We start from the raw sequence: 25246 nt of genomic DNA on the forward strand, positions 1-25246 counted from the left end.
TTTATTCTAGATCCATGCAAAAACATGGACCTAGGATAAGAGCGGTCAATTTGACTTAATTCCTGCACCACAAAGAGGTACGATTATTTTTTCTTCTGGTTCTTTCTTATATTTTAAATAGCCAGCATAGTTTGCGGCTGTTGTCACTTCAACATAAAAACCTTTATCACTAAGTTTCTCACGGGCACTCAGAATTTCATCTTCTTCAATCGTTATAAAATCACCATTAGTTTCGCGTACAGCTTCTAAAATTTGCGAGGAACGCGCCGGTGTTGCTATAGCTATCCCTTCTGCTAAAGTGCCTTTATTCATAACAGGCTGGGCTGATAAATCCCCATTGTTAAAAGCCTCTACTAGTGGGGAACAGTTAACTGCTTGTATGGCAATAATTTTCGGCATTTTTTCGATTAAGCCATTGGCAAGTAACTCTTTAAATCCATAGAATGCACCTAGTAAAAGCGTACCGTTACCAACAGGAATAATTAAGGTATCGGGTGTACCATTCAATTCCTCGAAAATTTCGTAAGCATACGTTTTAGTTCCTTCATAAAAGTAAGGATTATATACATGACTTGCGTAAAAGGCTTTTTCTTCTTTTACCGCTTGTTGGGCAGCTGCTGCAATATCTTCCCGAGTCCCCTTAATTGGTTTAATCGTGGCACCATGAGATTTCACTTGTGCAATTTTCTTGGAGGACGTTTCATCTCTTAGATAAATGTCGCAAGCAATATTACAACGTGCAGCGTAGGCAGCAATGGCAGTTCCAGCATTCCCGCTACTATCCGCAATAACTTTTTTGACCCCCAGTTCTTTTGCCTTCGTCATTAAAACTGCAGCTCCTCTGTCTTTAAAGGATAAAGTAGGCATCATATAATCAACTTTTACATAAGTATTTGGTTCAAGAGAATCTAGAACAATTAAAGGGGTTTGACCTTCTCCCATTGTTATAGACTTCCAAGTATTTGAATCCTTTTGGAATGGCATGGTTTCTAAATAACGCCATAATGAGTTCGGATAACGATTCCATGATTCCACATTTATTGTAGGAGTATCTTTTTCCAAATTTAATAAACCGCCACACGTACATTTCCATATAACGGGCGTAATAGCATGCTTTTTCCCACAGTCATTACAAATATATTGTTCCATCCTTTATCCATCCTTTAGATTTTTTATATATATTAGAATTTTTTATATGCCAGATTCAAAAAAATTTATATATACGCGATGGCATCAACTTCTATTTTAAATCCAAAATGTAATTTATTTGTGGGTACCACCGTACGAGCCGGTTTATATTCTCCGAAAAATTCTTTATAAACAGTATCTACCCTATCCCATAGTTCCACATCAGGAATGTATAATGTCATACGTAATATTTGTTCTTTTTTACTTCCAGCTGCTTCTACAATCTTTTCTATATTATTAAGTGCCTGGATTGTTTCCTCTTCAACGGAACCATATTTCCTTTCACGAGTTTCTGGATCAATAGAAAATTGTCCGGAAACATAGACGATATCATCATGAATAGTCGCAAGTGCGTAATGACCATTAGATTTTAAATTTTCTACTTCAAAAATACTTTTCATTGTTTTCTCCTTACCTTGATTTATTTTTTATTTCATCTAAATAGCTATAAACAGTGACCTTTGATATGCCTAATGAATCTGCAACCTTATCGATAGATCCCTTCATTGAAAAAATCCCTTTTTTATCCATGAAACGAATCAATTCTACCTTTTCATGGCGTTTCATAGCTGGATGAGCACTGTTTTGTATGATTTGATTAATTAAACTATCAACGATCTCCTCTACATTTTTAATCTCAGGACTTGGCTTCTCTTCTTTCTCTTCTACTGGAACTGCTGTTGGAAGAAATGTGTTCATAAACTGTTGCATTTGAAGTAATGCTTCCACATCGAAATTAATACAGAAAGCACCGATCACTTTCTCTTTGAAATCGCGAATTAACGTTGTTGAAGAGCGGATCGTGCGTTTATCTTCTGTAACAAATGTATAACCGGCCAGATGATCTTCTTTAAAGTCTTTCGATTGTAATACCGTTGTCACGAGATGATCAAAGGATTGACCGACTTCTCTACTCGTTACATGACTATTTATTGTGAATATGACAGATGCTTGGGGGTTTGTTAAATCGTGAATAACAATTTCACAATGATGTCCAAACATTTTAGCCGTTGATTTTGCTAAGGGAATGTAACTCTCCAATATTTGCTTTCTCTCTTCCATATCTCTACCTCTCACCCCATGTATAATTTTCGATAAAAAAATATGTCCTACTACTTGATAGTATAAGTGCTTCTTCTGCTTAATTACTGGGAATCGCATATAACTTCGAATTGACTTTTTCATTATAACATATAAAAAATTATATAAAGCGCCCTTTATTTTGGTTTATATATTTTTTTTTATATAATTGAGCTTGTAAAGGGTACTGTGTCTAATTCCATTGATATTCTTGTAGGAGGAATCGATTAAATGAACATGTACGAGCTTGAAACTCCAGCCCTGCTAATCGATAAGAGAATAATGTTAGATAACCTTCACTCTATGCAAGAGTGTGCCCCAAAACATAATGTAAACTTACGCCCACACACGAAAACCCATAAAATGCCTAAATTACTATGTATAAAAAAACACCCATTCGTTTGATAACGAATAGGTGTTTGAAACCTTGATATATAAGGGTTTTTAACGCTTTGAGAACTGTGGTGAACGACGAGCGCCACGAAGACCGTATTTTTTACGTTCTTTCTCACGTGCGTCACGCGTTAGAAGTCCAGCGCGTTTTAGCGATGGGCGGTATTCAGGGTCAGCTTCTAATAGAGCGCGAGCAACGCCTAAGCGGATCGCACCAGCTTGACCTGAGAATCCACCACCATCAACGTTGACATAAATGTCATAGTTACCTGTGTTTTCTGTCACGTCTAATGGTTGGTTAATCACACGACGTAGAGTTTCGTGTGGGAAGTATTGTTCTGCATCGATTTTATTCACAACGACTTTACCATTACCTGGTACTAGTCGTACACGTGCTACTGAGCTTTTACGACGGCCAGTGCCGTTATATTGTACTTGTGCCAATTCAATTACCCTCCTTAATTATCCACGAAGCTCGTAAACTTCTGGTTTTTGTGCATGATGTCTATGGTTAGCGTCACGATAGACGTGTAGCTTTTTGCCCATTTTACGACCTAATTTGTTCTTAGGTAGCATGCCTTTGATTGCTTGTTCAAGCATTTGTTCTGGATAATTATTACGCATTTCTTCTGCGCTACGCTCTTTCAAACCACCTGGGTAGTTTGAATGACGGTAATATTTCTTATCAGTTAATTTCTTACCTGTTAACTGAATTTTGTCTGCATTAATTACGATGACATTGTCACCTGTATCAACGTGTGGTGTGTAGCTTGGCTTATGCTTGCCACGTAGAAGTGCTGCAACTTCTGTCGATAGACGACCTAAAGTTTGGCCTTCTGCGTCAACTACGTACCATTTACGCTCAACGTTTTGTTCGTTTGCCATAAATGTTTGGCGCATGACGGTTCCCTCCTGTTATTTCCGTTTCATTACGTTTATCTCATCACGAATAGTTTCCGGGGCTATTACGTGGATATGATAAAATGCCATAGAATATATTATAATATCTATGGGTATAATGTCAAGATAAATCGCATCTTTTCTCGATTTTTAATGAAGTTATTATAATGATTTCATTAAAAGGTTTTAACAATCCTATCTTATATTGTTCAGATCCTTGAGCAAGATATCAGCGAGTTTTGTGATATATCAGCGAATTTGACTATTTATCAGCGCGTTGAACAATATATCAGCGACTTTATCAATATATCGGCGCGTTCAGCATTATTTCGGCGACTCAATCATTATATCAGCGACCTCAGTATTATTTCGGCGACCTTAACAATATATCAACGAACGCTAAAATATTTCGGCGAGCGCTGATATAGTTGGGCGACCCTGACCCTTAGTGTTTAAAGTGACGAACACCTGTGAACACCATCGCAATTCCGTATTCATTGCATTTCTGAATCGAGTCAGCATCTCGTTTGGATCCGCCTGGTTGGATAATCGCTGTCACACCTGCTTGGTGAGCCGCTTCAACGGTGTCATCCATTGGGAAAAAGGCGTCTGATGCCATGACCGCACCTTTTGCTTGGTCGCCAGCTTGTTCAATCGCAATTTTTGCTGCGCCTACGCGGTTCATCTGGCCAGCACCAATACCGATTGTCTGCTGATTCGCCGCTAAGACAATTGCATTAGATTTAACGTGTTTCACAACATCCCAGCTGAATAACAATTGTTGCCATTCCGCTTCAGTTGGTTCGCGGTCTGTTGCGACGCTATAGTCAGTCATTTCCTTCGGTGCACGGTCTTCATCTTGGATCAACAGTCCACCTTTTACAGAATGCAAGGTTTGCTCAGGCGAATCTACTGTCATCGGTAGCTCGAGTAAGCGGATATTTTTCTTTTGAGTTAAAATTTCAAAAGCTCGCTCTGTATAACTCGGGGCAATCACAATTTCTAAGAAAATTTGACTCAATTGATTCGCGACTACCTCATCAATTTCTCGATTAACTGCGACAATACCACCGAAGATCGAAACGGGATCTGCTTCATATGCCCTCGTAAATGCTTGATCTAAACGATCGCCAATACCAACGCCACATGGATTCATATGTTTCACCGCGACGGCAGCTGGCTCGCTAAACTCTCTAACAATTTGTAAAGCTGCATTCGCATCTTGAATATTATTATAAGATAGCGCTTTTCCATGTCTTTGCTTAGCATGGACAAGCGAGGTCTCGGTAGCAAGTGGATTCGCATAAAAAGCCGCTTCTTGATGCGGATTCTCCCCATAGCGTAATGATTCTTTTAAGTCATAGGTAATCGTCTTCGATTCAGGGAGAGTTTCCCCGGATTCATTCGTTAAGTATTCTGCGACTAGCGCATCGTACTGTGCTGTGTGGCGATATACTTTCGCTGCTAAAGCTTGATTTAGTTGCGAGCTGTCTTGAGCATCTTTCACATGATCAATCACTCGCTCATAATCACCAGGGTCGACCACAACCGTGACATCTTGGTAATTTTTAGCTGCTGCTCTCAACATTACAGGGCCACCAATATCAATATTTTCTATCGCTTCATCATGCTCGACATCCTGTTTCGAAATCGTTTCTTTAAATGGGTAAAGATTAACGACAAGCAGGTCAATCGTCTGAATCGCTTGGTCTTGTAACGTGGCCATGTGTTGATCATCATCCCGTTTCGCTAATAAACCTGCGTGAATATGAGGATGAAGCGTCTTAACTCGACCATCCAGAATCTCTGGAAATTCGGTTACGTCTGATATCCCAATAACGGATAAACCCGCTTCTTCTAATACTCGTTTGGTTCCACCCGTTGAAATAATCTCGAAACCCTCTTCAACGAGTTGACTCGCAAAATCTACAATCCCCGTTTTATCTGAAACACTCATTAAAGCGCGCCGTGTCATATCTGTCATCCCCTCGTTCAATCATCTAGTCCTAAGCGTTCGAAAATCATATCGACATTCTTTAAATGGTATGTCGCATCAAAACATGCTTCTAACGTTTCGCTGTCGACGTTATCTGCTATCTCAGTTGTTTGGCGAATTAACTCAGGGAATGACTGGCCTTCTTCCCAAGCTTGCATTGCTAGTGGCTGAACAAGATCATACGCACGTTCACGTGAAAATCCTTGATCGATTAAAGTGAGTAACACACGCTGAGAATAGATCAAGCCATAAGTAGCGTCCATATTAGCGCGCATATGGTCCTCATAGACCGTTAATTTCTCAACAATACCTGAGAATCGATTTAACATATAATCGAGCGCAATCGTCGCATCTGGCAAAATCACACGTTCAGCTGAGGAATGGGAAATGTCCCGTTCATGCCAAAGCGGTACATTTTCATAAGCCGTCATCATATAACCTCGAATCACGCGCGCCATTCCAGCCATATTTTCAGACCCGATTGGATTCCGCTTATGAGGCATTGCCGACGATCCCTTTTGACCTTTCGCAAAAAATTCCTCTACTTCGCGCGTTTCACTTTTTTGTAAGCCACGAATTTCTGTCGCCATCTTCTCGATTGATGTCGCAATCAGCGCTAAAGTGGACATATAATCAGCGTGGCGATCGCGTTGCAACGTCTGAGTCGAAATCGGTGAAGGCGTTAGTCCTAATTGTTGACAGACATAATCTTCAACATAAGGATCAATATTTGCATAAGTCCCGACAGCGCCTGATAATTTACCGACTTCAATTCCTGCTGCAGCCACTTCAAATCGTTCAATATGGCGTTTGAATTCTTCATACCATAAGGCTAGTTTCAAGCCGAATGTAGTAGGCTCTGCGTGAACGCCATGCGTCCGTCCCATCATAATGGAATATTTTTGGTCCTGTGCTTTTTGTTTCAAGACAGTTAAAAAGTGATGCAGATCTTTTCGAATAATCGTATTAGCTTGTTTAATCACATATGATAGAGCTGTATCGACCACATCTGTCGAGGTTAAGCCATAGTGGACCCACTTCTTCTCCTCGCCGAGCGTCTCAGACACGGATCGGGTAAACGCCACGACATCATGACGTGTCTCCTGTTCGATCTCATGGATTCGTTCACTATCAAATGATGCCTTTTCACGGATTTTCTTGGCATCTTCTTTTGGAATGTCGCCTAATGCAGCCCATGCCTCAGTTGCTAACACCTCGACTTCTAACCAGGCGTTAAACCGATTTTCTTCTGTCCATATTTGTCCCATCTCTTCACGTGTATAACGTTCGATCATCTCATCCCGCTCCTATCTCTAACCAAACTTATCTCGATTTCTCAATTAATAGATCACTTGCCACAAAAATAACCCGTGACTAGGGGCTGTCATCCCGACTTTTTGCCTGTCTAATGTTGCAAATGCCTCATCAATACAGGTCGATTCCTTTTTATTTAGCCCGATTTCGACTAATGTTCCGACAATAATTCGGACCATGTGCGTGAGAAAGCCGTCACCTTTTACTTCAAAAACAATACGGCCATTATCTTCCCAAATATCAATAGCATTCACTGTTCGTGTTTTATCTCCAGTGACATTAGACTTAGATGCAGAAAAAGGCGTGAAATCATGAGTACCGACGATTTTTTCAGCCGCTACCTTCATCAAACCTACGTCTACCTGTTTCATGACATGCCATTCGTACTGCCGATTAAATAAATCATAATGACGTTGATTCAACACGACATAGCGATAAATTTTCCCTTGAGCACTCTTCCGTGCATGAAATTGTTCATCAACTTTCTCGACTCGTTGCACTTGCACATCTGATGGTAATAAGGTTTGTAGAGCTTGGTGCCACGCCGAACAATCCAACGTTAAGCGCGTATTAAAATGAATGACTTGATCTAACGCGTGCACCCCCGAGTCAGTTCTACCAGATGAATAAATCCGAATATCTTCACGATGCATTTTCTTTAAGGCTTGTTCGATCACCAATTGAACTGTTCGTTCATTTGTCTGCACCTGATAACCAGCAAAATGTGTGCCATCATAAGCGATATGTACTTTAATTCGTTCCACATTAACTCCCCTTTACCCTGTCATCAGATAAATTGATACCGTTGCCGTCGTCATCAGACATACGATGATATAATCCATTGTCCTAAAAGCGATTTGCCGATAAGATGTACGATGGTCAGCCCCTTGATAACCTCGCGCCTCCATAGCCATAGCTAATGCTTCAGCTCGTTTAAAGGCACTTATAAACAACGGAATTAATAACGGTAATAAAGCCTTAAGTCGATCTCTCAATCGTCCTCGCGTATAATCAAGACCTCTAGCTGCTTGAGCCTTTGAGATCTTATCCATCTCTTCTGTCATAGTTGGGATTAACCTTAATGAGATCGCCATCATAATCGCCAATTCATTGATAGGTAGCCCCAACCTTGTCAACGGCGCTAAAAACCACCTCATCGCATCTGTGATCGCTAATGGTGGTGTCGTTAACGTCAGGAGTGTTGCCATAACAATCATCAGAAGCAAACGGCTAGCAATCTCGCCACCTTGTATAAAACCTTGATCATAAATAATGAATCCAAACACATCAAATAAGGCTTCACCATCACGTTGAAATAAAACGTGAAAGATAAAGGTAATCACGACGAGCCACCATACTGGCTTTAACCCTTTGATTAAATAGGTTATCGGGATTGTTGATAATAAAACACAACCCAATACAAACCCGTATAATAAGCTATAAATGAACAAGCGGTCAATGACAAACATCGTGATCACAAACAAAATGAGCGAAATGATTTTCGTCCGTGGATCTAATCTATGTATGAATGAATCTCTCGGAATATACTGGCCTAAAATAAATGATTGCTTCACTTGTTAGCACCAGCCTTTATCCGATTAATTAAAGCCTGGCTGACTGTAACGACCGTTGCTTCATGACCATTCCAGTTCACATCTAAAGTTTGTTTCATGTAATCAACGAATTTAATCGATTCAGGAGGAGCTAAACCAATCGCTTCTAACTGATCTCGTTTTTCTATTAAATGTTTCGGAGAGGTGACACGGTCGATACAACCGTCATTTAATACCACAAGCTGATCAGCATAAGCCATAGCATCTTCCATATTATGAGTCACTAAAACGACCGTTTTACCCTTTTCTTCATTTAAATACCTAAATAATTGTAGCAGTTGCTTTTTACCGACTGGGTCTAGTCCGGCCGTCGGTTCGTCTAAGACAAGTACTTCTGAATCTAAAATTAACACACTTGCTAAGGCGACCCGCTTCATTTGTCCGCCACTTAATGTAAAAGGTGACCGTTCTAAAAATGATTCATCAAGTCCTACATCCTGTAATACTTGAGGCAATTGGGCCTCAAGTTGTGCGAGGTCTAACCCAAAGTTCTTTGGACCAAACAACAATTCTTGTTTTACCGTCTCCTCAAACAATTGATGCTCTGGATATTGAAATACAAGACCAACTCGCCTTCGCAACTCTTTTAATGGTTTAGCTTTAACACCTGGTAATCTAGTGTTACCAATCGTGACAGTCCCTGATGTTGGTTGTAATAACCCATTTAACTGTTGTAATAAGGTTGATTTTCCTGAACCTGTTCGGCCAACAATCGCCGTAAAAGACTGTGATGGAATCGTAAATGAAAGATCTTGTAAGGCAACATGCTCGAGTGGGGTATTCGGTTGATAAATATAGTCTACGTCTTCAAATACAATCTCCATAATTCATCCACCAGTTCTTCATAGTGTAAGGGCTCTTGCGTAACGGTGATCGACTGTCTGCTTAATTGCTGATAGACTTTAGTGACAAACGGTGGTTCAAGACCGACCTCATGTAATTGATCGCCTTTCTCCAGAAACTCTCTTGGCTTGCCATCAAACCAAACAGTACCTTCATTCAATGTGATCACACGATCAGCTAAAGCGGCTTCATTCAAGTCGTGTGTAACCATTATAACCGTCACATCAAGTTGTTCATGGAGTTCTTGTATAATTGATAACACTTGTTCCTTCCCGATTGGGTCCAACATTGACGTGGCTTCGTCTAACACAATCACTTCTGGCTGCATCGCTAATACACTCGCTAAAGCCACACGTTGCTTCTGACCACCTGATAAGCGTGACGGTTCGTGATTTTTATAAGCTGTCATGTCGACCTGTTCAAGACTCTGATCGATCCGTTTAATCATCGTATCACGTGGGACAGCCAGGTTTTCTAACCCAAAGGCCACATCATCAGCGACGGTAGTTCCGACAAATTGATTTTCAGGATTTTGAAAAACCATACCAATTTGTGTCCGGACTTGGTGCTTTGATTCACTAGTTATGACGGTATGATTCACCCGCACAACGCCACTTGTTGCTAAACATAAACCGTTAAGCAATTTAGCTAATGTTGACTTGCCTGAACCATTACGTCCAACAATCGCGACCCATTCACCTTGTTCGATGGTGAGATTAAGGTTTTCAAAGACATGACTTGCTTCGTTTTGATAACGAAAAGAAACTTGCTCCAACTCAATCAATCCGCGCACTCCTTAGGTTTACTTTCTGTCATTATAGCATAAAAAAAGGGTTCAGTTCTCACTTATATGAGATCTGAACTCCCCTCTTTTAATGAATCATTCAATTAGTCAACTAATTCAATAATCACTGTTTTTGCTCCGTCACCTTTGCGTTCACCTAGTTTAAGGATACGAGTGTATCCACCTTGGCGCTCTTCAAAACGTGGAGCAATATCAGAGAATAATTTTTGTAACGCGTCAGTACCTTCTTCATCTGCTTCAACTTTACGCAAGAATGAAGCTGCTTGTCGACGAGCATGAAGGTCGCCACGCTTACCTAGCGTAATAATTTTCTCAACGACTGGGCGTAACTCTTTCGCTTTTGATTCTGTCGTTTCAATGCGCTCATGAACGATCAGATCAGTCGCTAAGTTACGTAGAAGAGCCATACGTTGTTCAGTCGTACGACCTAATTTCGCTTTTGCCATCCTTAAAGACCTCCTTTGCATAGGGATTGACTGTGATGCATCTATTAATCGTCTTTACGTAAGCCTAAGTTAAGAGCATGAAGTTTGTGTTTCACTTCATCAAGAGATTTACGTCCTAAGTTACGAACTTTCATCATGTCTTCTTCAGATTTCTGTGTTAGTTCTTGTACAGTATTGATTCCCGCACGTTTTAAGCAATTATATGAACGAACTGATAGATCCAGTTCTTCAATTGTCATTTCTAACACTTTTTCTTTTTGGTCTTCTTCTTTCTCGACCATAATGTCTGCGCTTTGTGCTTCGTCTGTTAAGCCAACAAAAACATTTAAGTGCTCAGTAAACACTTTAGCACCTAGAGAAATAGCTTCTTCAGGGCGAATGCTTCCGTCTGTCCACACATCAAGCGTTAATTTATCATAATTCGTGACTTGACCAACACGTGTATTTTCGACTTGGTACGTCACACGTTCTACTGGTGTGAAGATTGAATCAACTGGAATAACGCCAATTGGTTGTTCGTCTTTTTTGTTATACTCTGCTGGGCGATAACCACGGCCTTTTTCAGCATTAATTTTCATGCTTAATTTACCGTTACCAGTGATTGTCGCAATCTTTAGCTCAGGGTTTAATACTTCGACATCGCTATCATGTTGAATATCTGCAGCTGTGACGTCACCTTCACCACTTGCATCAATTTCTAATGTCTTCGCATCATCAGAATAAATCTTCAAAGCTAGCTTTTTCAGATTTAAAATAATGGTCGTGACATCTTCCATCACATATTCAAGTGTTGTGAATTCATGTAACGCTCCTTCAATTTGTACGGATGTTACAGCTGATCCTGGTAGGGAGGATAGTAAGATACGACGTAAGGAGTTCCCCATCGTTGTACCATATCCACGCTCTAATGGTTCAATTACGAATTTGCCGAATTTAGCATCGTTACTAACTTCGACCGTTTCCACTTTCGGTTTTTCAATTTCAATCATTCACAAAACCCTCCTTCAAAACGTCGAAAAAACGATGAGATCCATCGTTATTCCCAAAACGGGCGGGATCCACGCTAAAACGCGGATCAATCCCAAAATAACCGTGCTATACTTTTAAAGCTATCATATCCCATTATAGACGGGCTGACAAATTATATACGCCAGATTAGACACGACGACGTTTTGGTGGGCGGCAACCATTGTGAGGTACTGGGGTCACATCAACGATTGCAGTGATTTCTAAACCTGCAGCCTGTAGTGAACGAATCGCTGCTTCACGACCTGCACCTGGGCCTTTTACAGCCACTTCAATAGTTTTCATGCCGTTTTCTTGAGCTGTTTTCGCCGCTACTTCTGAAGCCATTTGTGCTGCGAATGGTGTTGATTTACGGGAACCTCTGAAACCAAGGGCACCAGCACTGCTCCACGCAATAGCATTACCATTCGTATCTGTAATCGTCACAATCGTATTGTTAAATGTTGAACGAATGTGAGCAACACCAGATTCTATATTCTTTTTCACACGGCGCTTACGACGTGTTTGGTTTTTATTAGTCTTACGAGCCATGACAAGCATACCTCCTTTTTAATCAATTATTTTCTCTTGTTTGCTACTGTACGACGTGGACCTTTACGTGTACGAGAGTTGTTCTTAGTCTTCTGACCACGTGTTGGTAAGCCACGACGATGACGGAGTCCACGATATGAACCAATTTCAATTAAACGTTTGATGTTAAGTGACTCTTCACGACGTAAGTCACCTTCAACTGTATAATTGTCTGTTGCTTTACGGATGTTAGCTAACTCTTCTTCCGTTAGATCACGGACACGAGTTGTTTCACTAACGCCTGCTTCTGCAACAATTTCACTAGCTGTTGTATGGCTAACACCATAAATGTATGTTAACGCGATGACAACACGCTTCTCACGTGGAATATCTACACCTGCAATACGAGCCATGAGTGCATTGCACCTCCTTTTGTTTTAGCCTTGTTTTTGTTTGTGTTTAGGATTTTCGCAAATTACCATTACTTTACCCTTACGGCGGATTACTTTACACTTTTCACAAATTGGCTTGACTGAAGCTCTTATCTTCATTCTTCCTACCTCCTTTTAGATCGGAGTCTTTTCGTTATTTATAACGGTACGTGATACGACCTCTTGATAAATCATAAGGTGACATCTCTACTGTCACTTTGTCACCTGGTAAAATACGAATGAAGTGCATACGAATCTTACCAGAAACATGGGCTAGGATTTCGTGTCCATTTTCTAACTCCACTTTAAACATTGCGTTCGGTAGAGTTTCCTGGACCGTTCCTTCCATTTCAATTACATCGTCTTTCGCCATCGAGAGAATCTCCCTTCTTCTTAACCTGTCATCAGTTCGTTGACAAATTTTGATATTGCGAAGCGAAGTTTTCCATTAGTCACTCGACCTGTTTCTTCTAAGCTGCGGTTTACTTCTGGAGAAACATAATCAATCAATTCGACATGATGAAGGTTCTTTCGTTTTGGTCGATCGAACTTACGCTTTTCACCATCTGCTAGCTTAACAAACTTCTGGTCATCAAATCCAATAATAACTGCATATTGGTCTGATTCTCTTCCTCGTTTTATCCTCACTAACTGTCCTAACTCCGGACATCGCGAATCTCCATCGTTCAACCGTCATCACCTTCACTTAAGCTTTTGTCAATATTTCATAACCATCGTCCGTTACCACAACTGTATGCTCGAAGTGAGCACAATTTGCTTCATCAGATGTTACAACGGTCCAATCATCGTCTAAAGTTCGAACGTAACGCTCACCTTGGTTAACCATTGGTTCAATGGCAAGCACCATACCTTTTTTCAAACGCGGTCCTTTGTTTGGAGGCCCAAAGTTTGAAAGATGCGGGTCTTCGTGAAGATCTTGGCCAATACCATGGCCACCGTATTCTTGCACGATCGTGTAACCGAACGGCTCAACATAGCTTTGAATCGCGTGTGAAATATCTGTTAAACGATTACCGGCTTTGACTTGTTCTAAACCTTTGAATAAAGATTCTTCTGTCACATCCAGTAAATGTTGCGTTTCTTCGCTAATCTCACCCACAGCATATGTCCAAGCTGAGTCACCATGATAACCTTGATATTCAGCACCAATGTCGATACTGATAATATCGCCATTATTTAATGCTCGATCACTAGGAATGCCATGGACAAGCTCTTCGTTAACAGAAACACAAATACTACCACTAAAACCGCTGTATCCCTTAAATGAAGGGATGGCATCATGATCACGAATAAATGCATCCGCAATGTCATTTAACCGATTTGTTGTAACACCTGGCTTAATGTGTTTCGCTAACTCTTGATGCGTTAACGCTACAATTTTACCAGCGTGTCTCATGATTTCAATTTCACGTGGAGTTTTACGAATAATCATTTAGCTAAGCCTCCGATAATATCATCGATTTGCTCGAACACGTCATCGATATGTTGATCGCCATTCACATCAACAAGGTAACCTTTGTCACCATAATAATCTAATAATGGTTTCGTTTGTTCCATGTTAACATTTAGACGATTTCTTACCGTTTCTGGCTGATCGTCTTCACGTTGAATTAACGTTGCCCCGTCAATGTCACACTTACCATCCTCTTTCGGTGGATTGAATTCCACATGATAAGTTGCACCACATTCAGGACAAATACGACGGCCTGTTAAGCGATCGACTAATTTCTCTTCCGGTACTTTTACATGAATGACGTAATCTAAACTTGTATCTAATTCACTTAGCAAGTTTTCGAGAGCTTCAGCTTGAGCAACTGTTCTCGGAAAACCATCTAATAAAAAGCCTTTTTCACAGTCTGGTTTGCTTAAACGTTCTTTAACAATACCTACTGTCACTTCATCAGGGACTAAGTCACCTGCATCCATGTAAGACTTTGCTTCTTTTCCTAAAGGTGTTCCTTCTTTGATCGCAGAACGGAACATATCTCCAGTTGAGATATGAGGGATATCATACTTTTCTACGATTTTTTCTGCTTGAGTACCTTTCCCAGCACCTGGCAGTCCCATCAAAATAAGATTCATATCTTTCCCCTCGCTCTCAGTTATCCGTTACATCAGAGCGACTATTTAATAAAGCCGCGATAATGACGTTTTACTAATTGGCTTTCTAATTGTTTCATTGTATTTAATGCAACACCGACAACGATTAGAAGACTCGTACCGCCAATTTGAACAGATGCAGGTAAGTCAGCAATACTTCCTAACATAATCGGGAAGATCGCAACAACAGCTAAGAATAGCGCGCCTACAAACGTTAAACGATACATGACACGTGTTAAATACGTCTCAGTATTCTTGCCTGGTCGAATACCTGGTACATATCCACCTTGCTTCTGTAAGTTCTCAGCCATTTGTTCAGGGTTAACTTGAACAAATGTATAGAAATACGTGAAAGCAATAATTAAGCCAAAGTAGATGACCATTCCTACCGGCTCAGTGTAATCGAATACCCAAGCCATTGTTTGTGCAAATTCGTTACCTTCAAAGAATTGGGCTATTGTCCGAGGTGCCATGATAAACGCAATTGCAAAAATGATCGGAATAACGCCTGCTGCATTTACCTTTAATGGTAAATGCGTTGACTGTCCTCCAACTGGAGAACGATTAACAGTTCTTTTTGCATACTGAATCGGAATCTTACGTAATGCTTGTTGAATAAAGATAACGCCTACGATAACAGCAATAACAACAAGACCTATAATTCCTATTACAGCCAAGTTAATGAACAGTTGATCACCAGCACCTGAAATATAAGTTTCATAAAGCTGGTTCACACCATTTGGTATTCCGGCCACAATACCTGCAAAAATGATAATTGAAATTCCGTTACCGACACCGAATTCAGTGATTTGTTCACCAAGCCACATCAAGAATGTCGTTCCACCAGTTAGGACGATCGCAATCGTTAAGTAAGTCACAATCCCTGGATTACTTATTAATGCACCATCTGTCATCTGGTTGAAGCCAATTGACATTCCAATACCTTGGAGAAAAGCCAAAACCACTGTGAAATAACGTGTAAATTGGGCTAATTTACGACGTCCCATTTCACCTTGTTTACGCCATTCAGTAAACTTTGGAACAACATCCATTTGTAACAACTGCATGATAATCGCAGCTGTGATGTATGGGAAGATGTTCATCGCAAAGATCGAGAACTGACTTAATGCGCCTCCTCCGAATGTATCAATAAACCCAAAGCTATTGGTTTCATTCATCATTGTAAGAGCATCACTATCAGTGAACGGAACAGGGATGAACGTTCCTAGTCGAAATACAATTAAAATGGCAAGCGTGAAAAGGATTTTCTGTCTAATGTCGGCCACGCGAAACAAATTGGAAAATGTGCGGAACATTAAATCACCTCAGTTTGACCGCCTGCCGCTTCAATTGCTTCTTTCGCTGAAGCAGAGAACTTATCAGCTTTAACAGTCAATTTTTTATCTAGACTTCCGTCGCCTAGGATCTTAACGCCTGCTTTAACTTTGCTGATAGCACCAGTTTCTAGAAGAAGTTCTGGTGTTACTTCCGTTCCTTCATCGAAACGATTAAGAGTATCTAAGTTTACAATCGTATATTCTTTACGGTTAATATTTGTGAAACCACGCTTCGGAAGGCGTTGGTAAATAGGCATTTGCCCACCTTCGAAACCTGGACTGATGTTACCGCCAGAACGCGCTTTTTGACCTTTATGGCCACGACCTGATGTTTTGCCGTTACCAGTAGCCATTCCGCGACCTACACGATTACGTTTTTTACGAGAGCCTTCAGCTCCTTTTAACTCATGAAGTTTCATTCGTCGAGCACCTCCTCTTTACGTTAATCGTTACTTACGCTTCTTTTACCTCAACTAAGTGGGATACTTTGTTGATCATGCCACGAATCGCTTCTGTATCGTCATGAACGACTGATTGTCTAATTTTATTAAGACCTAGTGCTTTAACCGTGTCGCGCTGGTCTTGCTTACGGCCAATTACACTACGTGTGAGGGTAATTTCTAATTTGTTAGCCATGTTTATCCCTCCTTATCCTTTCAGTTCCTCAACAGATTTGCCGCGTAATCTCGCAACTTCCTCTGCTGTCTTAAGTTCGCTTAAACCTTGAATTGTCGCACGCACCATGTTGATTGGTGTGTTAGATCCTAATGATTTAGATAGGATGTCGTGCACACCTGCTAATTCTAACACCGCACGTACTGGACCACCTGCGATAACTCCTGTACCTTCAGTAGCCGGTTTTAGTAAGATGTTACCTGAACCAAATTGACCATGAATTTGGTGAGGAATTGTTGTATTAACAATCGGTACACGTACTAAGTTACGTTTACCTTCTTCGATCGCTTTACGAATGGCTTCTGGTACTTCATTCGCTTTACCAGTACCGAAACCAACGTGACCATTTTTGTCACCGACAACAACTAGTGCTGTGAAGCGGAAACGGCGACCACCCTTCACAACTTTAGCGACACGATTAACCGTAACGACACGCTCTTCAATATCAAGCTTGCTTGGATCGATTTGTGTATGCATGCCTTTTCCCTCCTTTATAACTTATTTAAAATTCTAATCCTGTTTCGCGTGCAGCATCAGCTAATGCTGCTACTCGTCCATGGTATAAGTAACCACCACGATCAAAAACAACGGATTGATAACCTTTATCTGTCGCACGTTTTGCGACTAACTCACCGACTTGTTTCGCAGCTTCAACGTTTCCAGTTGCTTCTCCGTTGAATTCTTTATCAACTGTTGAAGCACTTGCAACTGTTTCACCAGCGAAATCATCAATTAGTTGTGCATAGATGTGTTTATTTGAACGGTAAACATTTAAGCGTGGACGCTCAGATGTTCCGACTAAATCACGACGAACACGGGTATGACGCTTTTTACGAGCAGCGTTCTTATCTTGCTTCGTAATCATCTAGGTCACTCCTTTCTGTCTCTTAACGGAAATTATTTAGCAGTCTTACCTTCTTTAGTGCGTACATGTTCATTTTCATAACGAAGACCTTTACCTTTGTAAGGTTCAGGTGTACGAATAGAACGGATGTTAGCTGCTGCCGCACCGACTTTCTCTTTATCGATTCCTTTGATTACAATACGTGTATTCGTAGGACACTCGATATCGACACCTTCGATCGGTTCGATTTCAACTGGGTGAGAGTAACCAGCGTTTACGACAAGCTTATCACCTTGCATTTGCGCACGGTAACCAACACCATGTACTTCTAAAGCTTTTTCGAAACCTTTAGAAACACCTTCAATCATGTTAGCAATATTACTACGAGTAGTACCGTGGAGTGCGCGGTGTGCTTGTTTTTCACTTGGGCGTACGACTGTTAACTCTTGACCATCAATTTTAACGTCCATGTCTTGATGGATTGAGCGTGATAGTTCGCCTTTAGAACCTTTCACGGTTACAACGTTACCATCAACACTTACCTCAACATCATTTGGGATTTCAATTGGTTTTAAACCTACACGTGACATTCATTACACCTCCTGACTGTTCATTAATGATTACCAAACGTAAGCTAGCACTTCGCCGCCTACCGCTTTTTGACGAGCTTCTTTATCCGTTAATACACCGTGGGATGTTGAAACAACAGCGATACCTAACCCGTTAAGAACACGTGGAACCTCATCTGATTTCACATAAACACGTAGGCCTGGCTTACTGATTTTCTTAATTCCTGTAATAACACGCTCGCTATCAGCACTGTATTTTAAGAATAGACGTAGAACGCCTTGTTTATTATCTTCAATGAATTCGTAGTCACGGATGAAACCTTCACGCTTTAGAATATCAACGATTTCTTTCTTCAAGTTCGAAGCTGGTACTTCTAATTGATCGTGACGTGCCATGTTGGCGTTACGAATTCGTGTTAATAGATCTGCAATTGGATCTGTCATTGCCATTTCTGATTACCTCCTTCCCGACTCTGGGCTTACCAACTAGCTTTTTTCACGCCTGGAATTTGTCCTTCGTATGCTAATTCACGGAAACAAATTCGGCATAATTTAAATTTGCGAATAACTGAATGTGGACGGCCACAACGTTCGCAACGTGTATATTCACGTACTTTAAATTTTTGATTACGTTGTTGTTTCGCGACCATTGATTTCTTAGCCACAATTTTCCCTCCTTTAGGTGAAAGTTACTGTCTGAAAGGCATTCCGAATTGTGAAAGTAATTCACGAGCTTCTTCATCCGAGTCAGCAGTTGTAACAATTACGATATCCATACCGCGTACTTTGTTTACTTTATCGTAATTAATTTCCGGGAAAATCAACTGTTCTTTAACACCTAGTGTGTAGTTACCGCGTCCATCAAATGCTTTGCTTGAGATACCACGGAAGTCACGTACACGTGGTAGTGAAACAGCAATAAGCTTATGAAGGAACTCGTACATACGCTCACCACGTAGTGTTACTTTAGCTCCGATTGGATTACCTTGACGAAGACGGAATCCAGCAATAGATTTCTTCGCTTTTGTAATCACCGGCTTTTGACCGGAAATTAATTCTAATTCTTCTACAGCGTTATCTAACGCTTTTGAGTTCTGAACAGCGTCGCCAACACCCATATTGATAACGATCTTTTCAATTTTAGGTGCTTGCATGACTGAGTCATATTCAAATTTATTCATTAAACTAGGTACAACTTCTTCTTGGTACTGCTTTTTAAGTGCGTTCATCAAGTAGACCTCCTTTCCTCATAAAACTATTTATCTAAAGGTTCACCAGATTTCTTAGCGATGCGAACTTTCTTACCGTCACGTACTTCATGGCCAACACGGGTTGGTTCATTTGTGTTCGGGTCGACAGGCATCACATTAGAAACATGAATTGGCGCTTCTTGGTTTAAAATTCCGCCCTGTGGATTTTCTTGAGATGGTTGAGAGTGTTTCTTCATGTAGTTAACACCTTCTACCACAACACGTTCCTTCTTAGGAAATGATTCTAAAACAGTGCCTTCTTTTCCTTTGTCTTTACCGGAAATGACTTTAACTTTGTCGCCTTTTTTTACATGCATGAATCGTGCACCTCCTTAACAAGGCTTTATTTTCTCTATTATAAAACTTCTGGCGCTAGGGAAACGATCTTCATGAATTTGTTTTCACGTAGTTCACGTGCAACAGGTCCGAAGATACGTGTTCCGCGTGGGCTTTTATCGTCACGTACGATAACAGCAGCGTTTTCGTCAAAGCGAATATATGAACCGTCTTTACGACGCACGCCTCTCTTAGAGCGAACAATAACAGCTCTTACGACTTCGCCTTTTTTAACAACGCCTCCTGGTGTTGCTTGTTTGACTGTGCAAACGACAACATCACCAATATTCGCTGTTTTACGTCCTGAACCACCTAGTACTTTAATCGTTTGTACTTCGCGGGCACCAGAGTTATCAGCAACTTTCAAACTACTTTCTTCTTGGATCATACAATTGCTACCTCCCTTCGGAAATACTCCGAGCGAACTTTATTAAATAACAACAGCTTCTTCTACGATATCTACTAGACGGAAACGTTTGCTAGCTGATAAAGGACGTGTTTCCATGATGCGAACTACGTCACCTTTCTTAGCTTGGTTGTTTTCGTCATGCGTTTTGAATTTCTTAGAATATTTAACACGCTTGCCGTATAGTGGGTGGAACTTATAAGTCTCAACTAAAACCGTGATTGTTTTGTCCATTTTGTCAGAAACAACACGACCACTATAGACTTTACGAGAATTACGATCAGCCATCGAGGTAACCTCCTCTCAATTATCGATTATTTACGCCGATTTCTCTTTCACGAATAACTGTTTTCATACGTGCAATTGACTTGCGTACTTCACGGATACGTACAGTGTTTTCTAACTGTCCCGTAGCAAGTTGGAAGCGTAGGTTAAACAGTTCTTCTTTTAATGATTTTACCTTTTGTTCGATTTCGGCAGTGGTTAGTTCTCTGATTTCATTAGCTTTCATTGCTATCACCACCAATTTCTTCACGTTTTACGAACTTCGTTTTTACTGGAAGTTTGTGAGATGCAAGACGTAGTGCTTCACGAGCAACCTCTTCACTTACACCTGCTACTTCAAACATAATTTTTCCTGGTTTTACGACAGCTACCCAGCCTTCAGGAGCACCTTTACCGGAACCCATACGTACTTCTAATGGTTTAGCTGTTTTTGGCTTATCTGGGAAGATCTTGATCCAGACTTTACCGCCACGTTTCATATAACGAGTCATTGCAATACGAGCAGCCTCGATTTGACGACTTGTAATCCATTCACCTTCAAGAGCTTGTAAGCCAAATTCACCGAATGTCACCTCTGTACCACCTTTAGCTTTACCTTTAAGGCTAGTACGGTGTGGCTTACGATATTTAACGCGTTTAGGCATTAACATATTGCTGATCCTCCTTCCTTATTCATCAGTTTTTGTTGGAAGGACTTCACCACGATAGATCCACACTTTAACACCTAACTTACCGTAAGTTGTGTCTGCTTCTGCATTATCGTAATCGATGTCTGCACGAAGAGTGTGAAGTGGAACAGTACCTTCGCTATATTGTTCGATACGAGCCATATCCGCTCCGCCTAGACGACCAGAAACTTGTGTTTTAACACCTTTAGCTCCTGAGCGCATTGCGCGTTGGATAGCTTGCTTTTGGACACGACGGAAAGAAACACGATTTTCTAACTGACGTGCAATATTTTCAGCAACTAATGTTGCATCAAGTTCAGGTTTCTTAACTTCTACAATATTGATATGAACACGTTTACCAGTTAAATGGTTTAGTTCATTACGTAGGTTTTCAACTTCTGAACCACCTTTACCAATTACCATTCCTGGTTTAGCAGTGTGAACAGAAATGTTAACACGGTTTGCAGCGCGTTCAATATCAACTTGTGACACGCTTGAGTCTTTTAAGCGTTCTGCAATATATTCACGAATTTTAATGTCTTCATGTAAAAGATCTGCGTACTCTTGCTCAGCGTACCATTTTGACTCCCAGTCACGAATGATACCAACACGAAGACCTTTCGGGTTAATTTTTTGACCCACTATTTATCCCTCCTTCTTTTCTGATACCACGACTGTAATGTGGCTTGTGCGCTTGTTAATAGCAGTTGCACGGCCTTGCGCACGTGGGCGGAAACGTTTAAGTGTTACGCCTTCATTTACAAATGCTTCAGAAACAACTAAGTTATCAACATCTAATTCATAATTGTGTTCTGCGTTTGCGATAGCAGAGTTTAATACTTTTTCAATGTGTGGTGATGCTGCACGGTTTGTGTGCTTAAGTGTTGCGATAGCTTCGCCTACATCTTTTCCTCGAATTAAATCGATAACTAAACGAGCCTTACGAGGAGCGATACGAACCGTTTTAGCTACAGCTTTAGCTTGTTGCATCATGCAAACCTCCTCTCATCTAGCGTTTTGTTTTCTTATCGTCACCAGCGTGACCTTTGAACGTTCGTGTTGGTGCAAATTCACCTAATTTATGACCGACCATATCTTCAGTCACATAAACAGGGACATGTTTACGACCGTCATAAACTGCGAATGTGTGTCCTACGAATTGTGGGAAAATGGTAGAACGACGTGACCAAGTTTTAATAACTTGTTTATCGTTTGATTCATTTAATTTCTCGACTTTTTTCATCAGATGATCGTCTGCGAAAGGTCCTTTTTTCAAACTACGACCCATTAATAAGCCTCCCTTCATGTTTAAGCAACATGTTGCTTAGCAGCATTATTTCTTCTTCTTCTTACGACGACGGACAATATATTTGTCTGAGTCTTTGTTACGTTTACGCGTTTTGTAACCAAGTGTTGGTTTGCCCCAAGGCGTAACTGGAGAAGGCATACCGATTGGTGCGCGTCCTTCACCACCACCGTGTGGGTGATCACTAGGGTTCATAACAGAACCACGTACTGTTGGGCGAATGCCTTTCCAACGACTACGACCAGCTTTACCGACTCTGATTAGTTCATGTTCGTTGTTACCAACTTGACCGATTGTTGCACGGCAAGTGCCTAGGATACGACGAGTTTCACCAGAAGCTAAACGAACAAGTACATATTTTTCTTCACGTCCAAGCACTTGAGCTTGTGCACCTGCTGAACGAACTAATTGGCCACCATGACCTGGTTTAAGTTCAATGTTATGAACAGTAGTACCGACTGGAATATCTTTTAGAGGTAATGCATTACCTGTTTTAATATCTGCTTGCTCACCTGATTGAATTTCTTGGCCTACTTTTAGACCTCTAGGTGCTAGGATATAGCGTTTTTCACCATCAGCATAATGGATTAATGCAATGTTTGCTGAACGGTTCGGATCGTATTCGATCGTAGCAACGTTTCCTGGTATACCATCTTTGTCACGCTTGAAATCGATGATACGATACTTACGCTTATGTCCTCCACCTTGATGACGAATGGAAATTCTCCCTTGGTTGTTACGACCTGCGCGGTTTTTAAGAGGCGCAAGTAGAGATTTTTCCGGTGTGGACGTCGTGATTTCTTCATTTGTTAATGTTGTCATGAAGCGACGTCCGTTAGTGGTTGGTTTATACTTTTTAATCGCCATCGTGATTTCCCTCCTTTTAGTAAATTATTTATTATACTGTTTCAAAGAAGTCTAGCTCTTCACTGTCTTCAGTGAGTTGAACGATCGCTTTTTTACGGTCAGGGCGGTAGCCACCGTAACGACCCATTCTTCTAAACTTACCTTTAACGTTAATTGTATTAACTTTTTCAACTTTAACATTGAAAACTTCTTCTACTGCATTTTTGATTTCTGTTTTGTTAGCTGATTTCATTACTTCGAATGTATACTTTTTCTCAGCCATCAAATCCGCAGAGTGTTCGGTAATGATTGGGCGCTTAATGATATCTCTTGCCTCTTTCATTATGAAAGCACCTCCCCTGCTTGTTCAGCTGCTTCTTTCGTGATTAGCAGCGCGTCATGCTTCATTAAATCTAAAACATTGATGTCATCAACTGTTAACACTTCAACTCCTTGAAGGTTGTTAGCTGATAGAGCAACGTTTTCGTTTTCATTAGCTGTTACGATTAGTGCTTTACCATCGATATTAAGATTGCTTAGCAATGTAACAACTTCTTTTGTTTTCGGTGCTTCGAAGTTTAATTCATCTAGCACATAGATTTCGTCTGACTTCACTTTTGAAGCTAACGCTGATAATAACGCTAAACGACGAACTTTCTTAGGAAGCTTGAAACTGTAGCTACGTGGTGTAGGGCCAAACGCAGTTCCGCCACCAACCCATTGAGGTGAGCGAATTGATCCGTGACGTGCACGACCAGTACCTTTTTGGCGCCATGGCTTACGTCCACCACCGCTAACTTCTGAGCGACCTTTTACTTTATGAGTTCCTTGACGCATGTTCGCTTGTTGCATAACAACTGCGTCATGTAAGACAACTTCATTCGGCTCAATACCAAATACGTTCTCTGCAAGTTCAGCATCGCCTACTTGAGAACCCGCTTGGTTATATAGTGCTACTTTAGGCATGACATTTCCTCCCTTCGTTAGTTATTGTTACGCCTTAACTGCACTTGAAATTTTTACGTAAGATTTTTTAGCGCCTGGAACATTACCTTTAATAAGGATTAAGTCGTTTTCAGCGTCCACCTTAACCACTTCTAGGTTTTGAATCGTGACTGTTTCGCCACCCATTTGTCCAGGGCCTTTCATTCCTTTGAATACACGTCCTGTGTCCATTACACCAATTGAACCTGGTGAACGATGGAAATGAGAACCGTGTGTTTCAGGTCCACGACCTTGATTATGGCGCTTGATTGCACCTTGGAAACCTTTACCTTTTGAAGTTCCTGTGACATCAACCATTTGTCCAGGTTCAAACATATCAACGCTCAATACTTGACCTTGTTCATAATCGTCAAGATTCACGTCACGGATTTCACTAACGAAGCGCTTAGGTTCAGCTTCTGCTTTCTCAGCATGACCTTTCTCCGCTTTCTTAACGCGATTAGGTTTTTCATTTGAGAAACCAACTTGGATCGCTTCGTAACCATCATTTTCTTCTGTTTTCTTCTGAAGAACAGTATTACCTTCAGCTTGAACGACTGTGACCGGTAGTTGTTCACCGTTTTCAGAGAAAACTTGCGTCATACCGATTTTGCGTCCTAAGATTCCTTGCGTCATCCGTCACACCTCCTAAAAATTTATAATTTAATTTCAATGTCTACGCCAGACGGTAGATCTAAACGCATCAATGAATCCACTGTTTGTGGTGTTGGGCTCAAAATATCAATCAAACGCTTATGTGTACGCATCTCAAACTGCTCACGAGCATCTTTGTACTTATGTGTACCACGTAAGATTGTATAAACAGAGCGTTCTGTCGGCAATGGGATTGGACCAGAAACCTCTGCTCCAGCGCGTTTTGCCGTGTCTACGATTTTCTCAGCTGACTGATCTAAAATCTTGTGTTCATACGCTTTTAATCTGATACGAATCTTTTCGTTTGCCATTACTTTCCCTCCTTTGTCGCCTATCTTTTCAACAGACATTCTCCGTGGAAATTTCCCCACACCTTGCCATGGCAAAGGGGCCGGGTGTGTCGGCAACCTTCCGCTTCAT

41 protein-coding genes and 2 pseudogenes are annotated in these 25246 nt (G+C 40.9%); 1 reads left to right on the forward strand and 42 read right to left on the reverse strand.

All coding sequences use genetic code 11. The annotated features are described in order from the left end of the window. Positions 1-45: 45 nt before the first annotated feature. From J2S77_RS11685 to J2S77_RS11695, 3 genes are all read right to left on the reverse strand, one after another. Positions 46-1149 (reverse strand): threonine synthase, encoded by a 1104-nt coding sequence (locus tag J2S77_RS11685; RefSeq protein WP_306977561.1) that lies wholly within the window; start codon positions 1147-1149, stop codon positions 46-48. A gap of 65 nt (positions 1150-1214) precedes the next feature. Beyond that, positions 1215-1589: a RidA family protein gene (locus J2S77_RS11690; RefSeq protein WP_306977563.1), complete on the reverse strand. Its 375-nt coding sequence runs from the start codon at positions 1587-1589 to the stop codon at positions 1215-1217. A gap of 10 nt (positions 1590-1599) precedes the next feature. Then, complete coding sequence (locus J2S77_RS11695; protein ID WP_306977565.1) at positions 1600-2250, reverse strand: helix-turn-helix transcriptional regulator; 651 nt, start codon at positions 2248-2250, stop codon at positions 1600-1602. A 249-nt stretch (positions 2251-2499) separates the two neighbouring features. Here J2S77_RS11695 and J2S77_RS14450 point away from each other — a divergent pair. Next, positions 2500-2643: pseudogene (locus tag J2S77_RS14450) on the forward strand (D-TA family PLP-dependent enzyme); the annotation flags it as partial. Positions 2644-2712: 69 nt separating this feature from the next. On the opposite strand, the gene rpsI reads toward J2S77_RS14450, so the two are convergent. From rpsI to rpsJ, 39 genes and pseudogenes are all read right to left on the reverse strand, one after another. Further along, the gene (gene rpsI, locus J2S77_RS11700) at positions 2713-3105 is read right to left on the reverse strand and encodes a 30S ribosomal protein S9 (protein WP_167263407.1); all 393 of its coding nucleotides are present in this window, start codon (positions 3103-3105) and stop codon (positions 2713-2715) included. 18 nt (positions 3106-3123) lie between these two features. Further along, a complete protein-coding gene (rplM, locus tag J2S77_RS11705; protein ID WP_167263405.1) occupies positions 3124-3561 on the reverse strand; it encodes a 50S ribosomal protein L13 in 438 nt (145 codons plus the stop codon). Between the two features lie 445 nt (positions 3562-4006). After that, positions 4007-5536 (reverse strand): bifunctional phosphoribosylaminoimidazolecarboxamide formyltransferase/IMP cyclohydrolase, encoded by a 1530-nt coding sequence (gene purH / locus J2S77_RS11710; RefSeq protein ID WP_306977568.1) that lies wholly within the window; start codon positions 5534-5536, stop codon positions 4007-4009. 17 nt (positions 5537-5553) lie between these two features. Then, complete coding sequence (gene purB / locus J2S77_RS11715) at positions 5554-6852, reverse strand: adenylosuccinate lyase (RefSeq protein ID WP_306977569.1); 1299 nt, start codon at positions 6850-6852, stop codon at positions 5554-5556. Positions 6853-6897: 45 nt separating this feature from the next. Continuing rightward, on the reverse strand, positions 6898-7635 hold the full coding sequence (truA, locus tag J2S77_RS11720; protein ID WP_306977571.1) for a tRNA pseudouridine(38-40) synthase TruA: 738 nt from the start codon (positions 7633-7635) through the stop codon (positions 6898-6900). 12 nt (positions 7636-7647) lie between these two features. Further along, positions 7648-8445, reverse strand: coding sequence for an energy-coupling factor transporter transmembrane component T family protein (locus J2S77_RS11725; RefSeq protein WP_306977574.1), 798 nt, complete (start codon positions 8443-8445; stop codon positions 7648-7650). Continuing rightward, the gene (locus J2S77_RS11730; protein WP_306977575.1) at positions 8442-9308 is read right to left on the reverse strand and encodes an energy-coupling factor transporter ATPase; all 867 of its coding nucleotides are present in this window, start codon (positions 9306-9308) and stop codon (positions 8442-8444) included. The genes J2S77_RS11725 and J2S77_RS11730 overlap by 4 nt, the downstream gene beginning before the upstream one ends. Continuing rightward, positions 9284-10120: an energy-coupling factor transporter ATPase gene (locus tag J2S77_RS11735; protein ID WP_306977577.1), complete on the reverse strand. Its 837-nt coding sequence runs from the start codon at positions 10118-10120 to the stop codon at positions 9284-9286. The genes J2S77_RS11730 and J2S77_RS11735 overlap by 25 nt, the downstream gene beginning before the upstream one ends. Positions 10121-10215: 95 nt before the next feature. After that, positions 10216-10578 carry a 50S ribosomal protein L17 gene (gene rplQ / locus J2S77_RS11740; RefSeq protein ID WP_167263391.1) on the reverse strand — a complete coding sequence of 121 codons (363 nt, stop codon included), beginning with the start codon at positions 10576-10578 and terminating at the stop codon, positions 10216-10218. Between the two features lie 44 nt (positions 10579-10622). After that, positions 10623-11567 carry a DNA-directed RNA polymerase subunit alpha gene (locus J2S77_RS11745; protein ID WP_306977580.1) on the reverse strand — a complete coding sequence of 315 codons (945 nt, stop codon included), beginning with the start codon at positions 11565-11567 and terminating at the stop codon, positions 10623-10625. A 166-nt stretch (positions 11568-11733) separates the two neighbouring features. Continuing rightward, a complete protein-coding gene (gene rpsK / locus J2S77_RS11750) occupies positions 11734-12135 on the reverse strand; it encodes a 30S ribosomal protein S11 (protein WP_167263387.1) in 402 nt (133 codons plus the stop codon). A gap of 26 nt (positions 12136-12161) precedes the next feature. After that, positions 12162-12527: a 30S ribosomal protein S13 gene (rpsM, locus tag J2S77_RS11755; RefSeq protein ID WP_167263385.1), complete on the reverse strand. Its 366-nt coding sequence runs from the start codon at positions 12525-12527 to the stop codon at positions 12162-12164. A 24-nt stretch (positions 12528-12551) separates the two neighbouring features. Next, complete coding sequence (gene rpmJ, locus J2S77_RS11760) at positions 12552-12665, reverse strand: 50S ribosomal protein L36 (protein WP_167263382.1); 114 nt, start codon at positions 12663-12665, stop codon at positions 12552-12554. Positions 12666-12699: 34 nt separating this feature from the next. Continuing rightward, positions 12700-12918, reverse strand: a complete 219-nt coding sequence (infA, locus tag J2S77_RS11765; RefSeq protein ID WP_167263380.1) for a translation initiation factor IF-1 — start codon at positions 12916-12918, stop codon at positions 12700-12702. Beyond that, positions 12896-13235 (reverse strand): annotated as a pseudogene (locus J2S77_RS11770) (KOW domain-containing RNA-binding protein). The gene infA and the pseudogene J2S77_RS11770 overlap by 23 nt, the downstream one beginning before the upstream one ends. 16 nt (positions 13236-13251) lie before the next feature. Next, entirely contained in the window at positions 13252-13998 is a 747-nt protein-coding gene (gene map / locus J2S77_RS11775; protein WP_306977582.1) for a type I methionyl aminopeptidase, read from the reverse strand. Further along, positions 13995-14648, reverse strand: a complete 654-nt coding sequence (locus tag J2S77_RS11780) for an adenylate kinase (RefSeq protein ID WP_167263374.1) — start codon at positions 14646-14648, stop codon at positions 13995-13997. Before J2S77_RS11780 ends, map begins: the two co-directional genes overlap by 4 nt. 41 nt (positions 14649-14689) lie before the next feature. Further along, a complete protein-coding gene (gene secY, locus J2S77_RS11785; protein WP_306977584.1) occupies positions 14690-15982 on the reverse strand; it encodes a preprotein translocase subunit SecY in 1293 nt (430 codons plus the stop codon). Beyond that, positions 15982-16422, reverse strand: coding sequence for a 50S ribosomal protein L15 (gene rplO, locus J2S77_RS11790; protein WP_306977587.1), 441 nt, complete (start codon positions 16420-16422; stop codon positions 15982-15984). Before rplO ends, secY begins: the two co-directional genes overlap by 1 nt. A gap of 34 nt (positions 16423-16456) precedes the next feature. Beyond that, a complete protein-coding gene (gene rpmD, locus J2S77_RS11795) occupies positions 16457-16639 on the reverse strand; it encodes a 50S ribosomal protein L30 (RefSeq protein WP_167263368.1) in 183 nt (60 codons plus the stop codon). 12 nt (positions 16640-16651) lie between these two features. Further along, positions 16652-17155 carry a 30S ribosomal protein S5 gene (gene rpsE / locus J2S77_RS11800; RefSeq protein ID WP_306977589.1) on the reverse strand — a complete coding sequence of 168 codons (504 nt, stop codon included), beginning with the start codon at positions 17153-17155 and terminating at the stop codon, positions 16652-16654. Positions 17156-17180: 25 nt separating this feature from the next. Then, positions 17181-17543, reverse strand: coding sequence for a 50S ribosomal protein L18 (rplR, locus tag J2S77_RS11805; protein WP_306977591.1), 363 nt, complete (start codon positions 17541-17543; stop codon positions 17181-17183). 32 nt (positions 17544-17575) lie between these two features. Continuing rightward, the gene (rplF, locus tag J2S77_RS11810; RefSeq protein WP_306977593.1) at positions 17576-18112 is read right to left on the reverse strand and encodes a 50S ribosomal protein L6; all 537 of its coding nucleotides are present in this window, start codon (positions 18110-18112) and stop codon (positions 17576-17578) included. Positions 18113-18142: 30 nt separating this feature from the next. Further along, positions 18143-18541 carry a 30S ribosomal protein S8 gene (gene rpsH / locus J2S77_RS11815; RefSeq protein WP_306977596.1) on the reverse strand — a complete coding sequence of 133 codons (399 nt, stop codon included), beginning with the start codon at positions 18539-18541 and terminating at the stop codon, positions 18143-18145. Between the two features lie 29 nt (positions 18542-18570). Further along, positions 18571-18756, reverse strand: a complete 186-nt coding sequence (locus J2S77_RS11820) for a type Z 30S ribosomal protein S14 (RefSeq protein WP_167263356.1) — start codon at positions 18754-18756, stop codon at positions 18571-18573. A 24-nt stretch (positions 18757-18780) separates the two neighbouring features. After that, the gene (gene rplE / locus J2S77_RS11825; RefSeq protein ID WP_306977598.1) at positions 18781-19320 is read right to left on the reverse strand and encodes a 50S ribosomal protein L5; all 540 of its coding nucleotides are present in this window, start codon (positions 19318-19320) and stop codon (positions 18781-18783) included. 26 nt (positions 19321-19346) lie between these two features. Beyond that, on the reverse strand, positions 19347-19658 hold the full coding sequence (gene rplX, locus J2S77_RS11830) for a 50S ribosomal protein L24 (protein WP_167263352.1): 312 nt from the start codon (positions 19656-19658) through the stop codon (positions 19347-19349). Positions 19659-19696: 38 nt separating this feature from the next. After that, positions 19697-20065: a 50S ribosomal protein L14 gene (gene rplN, locus J2S77_RS11835; RefSeq protein WP_306977600.1), complete on the reverse strand. Its 369-nt coding sequence runs from the start codon at positions 20063-20065 to the stop codon at positions 19697-19699. 42 nt (positions 20066-20107) lie between these two features. Continuing rightward, positions 20108-20371, reverse strand: a complete 264-nt coding sequence (gene rpsQ, locus J2S77_RS11840; protein WP_167263347.1) for a 30S ribosomal protein S17 — start codon at positions 20369-20371, stop codon at positions 20108-20110. 19 nt (positions 20372-20390) lie between these two features. Beyond that, positions 20391-20594, reverse strand: a complete 204-nt coding sequence (gene rpmC, locus J2S77_RS11845) for a 50S ribosomal protein L29 (protein WP_167263345.1) — start codon at positions 20592-20594, stop codon at positions 20391-20393. Then, positions 20584-21018: a 50S ribosomal protein L16 gene (rplP, locus tag J2S77_RS11850; protein ID WP_306977603.1), complete on the reverse strand. Its 435-nt coding sequence runs from the start codon at positions 21016-21018 to the stop codon at positions 20584-20586. The genes rpmC and rplP overlap by 11 nt, the downstream gene beginning before the upstream one ends. Before the next feature lie 18 nt (positions 21019-21036). Next, complete coding sequence (gene rpsC, locus J2S77_RS11855) at positions 21037-21678, reverse strand: 30S ribosomal protein S3 (RefSeq protein WP_306977605.1); 642 nt, start codon at positions 21676-21678, stop codon at positions 21037-21039. A gap of 3 nt (positions 21679-21681) precedes the next feature. Then, the gene (rplV, locus tag J2S77_RS11860; protein ID WP_306977606.1) at positions 21682-22026 is read right to left on the reverse strand and encodes a 50S ribosomal protein L22; all 345 of its coding nucleotides are present in this window, start codon (positions 22024-22026) and stop codon (positions 21682-21684) included. Between the two features lie 19 nt (positions 22027-22045). Beyond that, entirely contained in the window at positions 22046-22324 is a 279-nt protein-coding gene (rpsS, locus tag J2S77_RS11865; RefSeq protein WP_167263337.1) for a 30S ribosomal protein S19, read from the reverse strand. A 45-nt stretch (positions 22325-22369) separates the two neighbouring features. Then, entirely contained in the window at positions 22370-23209 is an 840-nt protein-coding gene (gene rplB / locus J2S77_RS11870; RefSeq protein WP_306977608.1) for a 50S ribosomal protein L2, read from the reverse strand. A 31-nt stretch (positions 23210-23240) separates the two neighbouring features. After that, entirely contained in the window at positions 23241-23531 is a 291-nt protein-coding gene (rplW, locus tag J2S77_RS11875; RefSeq protein WP_306977609.1) for a 50S ribosomal protein L23, read from the reverse strand. Continuing rightward, positions 23531-24154 carry a 50S ribosomal protein L4 gene (rplD, locus tag J2S77_RS11880; protein ID WP_306977610.1) on the reverse strand — a complete coding sequence of 208 codons (624 nt, stop codon included), beginning with the start codon at positions 24152-24154 and terminating at the stop codon, positions 23531-23533. The genes rplW and rplD overlap by 1 nt, the downstream gene beginning before the upstream one ends. A 27-nt stretch (positions 24155-24181) precedes the next feature. Beyond that, complete coding sequence (gene rplC, locus J2S77_RS11885) at positions 24182-24808, reverse strand: 50S ribosomal protein L3 (RefSeq protein WP_306977611.1); 627 nt, start codon at positions 24806-24808, stop codon at positions 24182-24184. A 20-nt stretch (positions 24809-24828) separates the two neighbouring features. After that, positions 24829-25137: a 30S ribosomal protein S10 gene (gene rpsJ, locus J2S77_RS11890; protein ID WP_306977613.1), complete on the reverse strand. Its 309-nt coding sequence runs from the start codon at positions 25135-25137 to the stop codon at positions 24829-24831. Positions 25138-25246: the final 109 nt, after the last annotated feature.

The sequence above is a fragment of the Alkalibacillus salilacus genome (assembly GCF_030812915.1).
In the GTDB taxonomy this organism is placed as follows: Bacteria; Bacillota; Bacilli; order Bacillales; family Alkalibacillaceae; genus Alkalibacillus; species Alkalibacillus salilacus.